Origin of the sequence: Brevibacillus daliensis (assembly GCF_021245735.1) — a bacterium.
GTDB classification, from domain to species: Bacteria; Bacillota; Bacilli; order Brevibacillales; family Brevibacillaceae; genus Brevibacillus_B; species Brevibacillus_B daliensis.
On record NZ_JAJISB010000075.1, the window covers coordinates 1 to 612 of the forward strand.

Here is a 612-nt window from a genome sequence, read left to right on the forward strand (position 1 = left end):
TTTTTCTTTCTGCGAATAACCGATTGGATTCCAGCTAAATTCATAAGGCGTTTTATCCGTTTATGGTTAATTTTCAATTTGGTTTGTCGACGTAAATGAAGGGTTAACCGACGGTACCCGTAGATGCCTCTAACCTGCTCATAGAGTAAAAGCATGGCCTGAGTAAGTTGGAGGTTCTCCTGTTCACGTAAACTAGGTTTATGGTTTAGCCATTTGTAATAACTTGAACGTGGAACCCCCGCAATGTCGCATAGAAGCTGTAGACTAAATGCACCTTCTCGCTGAACGGACTGGATGGCTAGGTAAATATACACCTGACGGTGCTGTCTTAAACTCGCCTCCTTTTCAATTCCTGTAACTTTTTTAAGAAAGCAATCTCCGCTCGAAGCCGCTCATTTTCATACTCCAACTTCTTCAAGGCGAGTTTTTGGTGGTCTGTTTCGGTTAACTCCTCATCTGATTTTTTTCGTCCCCGACCGTCTTGTAATGCCTCCTGCCCACCACCCTCATACTTTTTTACCCACTGGTACACTTGTTGGTAGGAAACCTGATACCGTTCCGCGGCCATTCGGTAGTTCTGTTGATGCGCAAGACAGTACAGGACAATATCAA

Annotated in this window: 2 protein-coding genes; both read right to left on the reverse strand. The window is 44.1% G+C overall.

Features of this window, described 5'->3' with window-relative positions:
• Positions 1–314 (reverse strand): IS3 family transposase (locus LM917_RS24690; protein ID WP_232700274.1); only part of this gene is annotated, 314 nt, incomplete at its 3' end.
• 14 nt (positions 315–328) lie between these two features.
• The coding region (locus LM917_RS24280; RefSeq protein ID WP_232700275.1) for a helix-turn-helix domain-containing protein at positions 329–612 on the reverse strand (284 nt) is incomplete at its 5' end.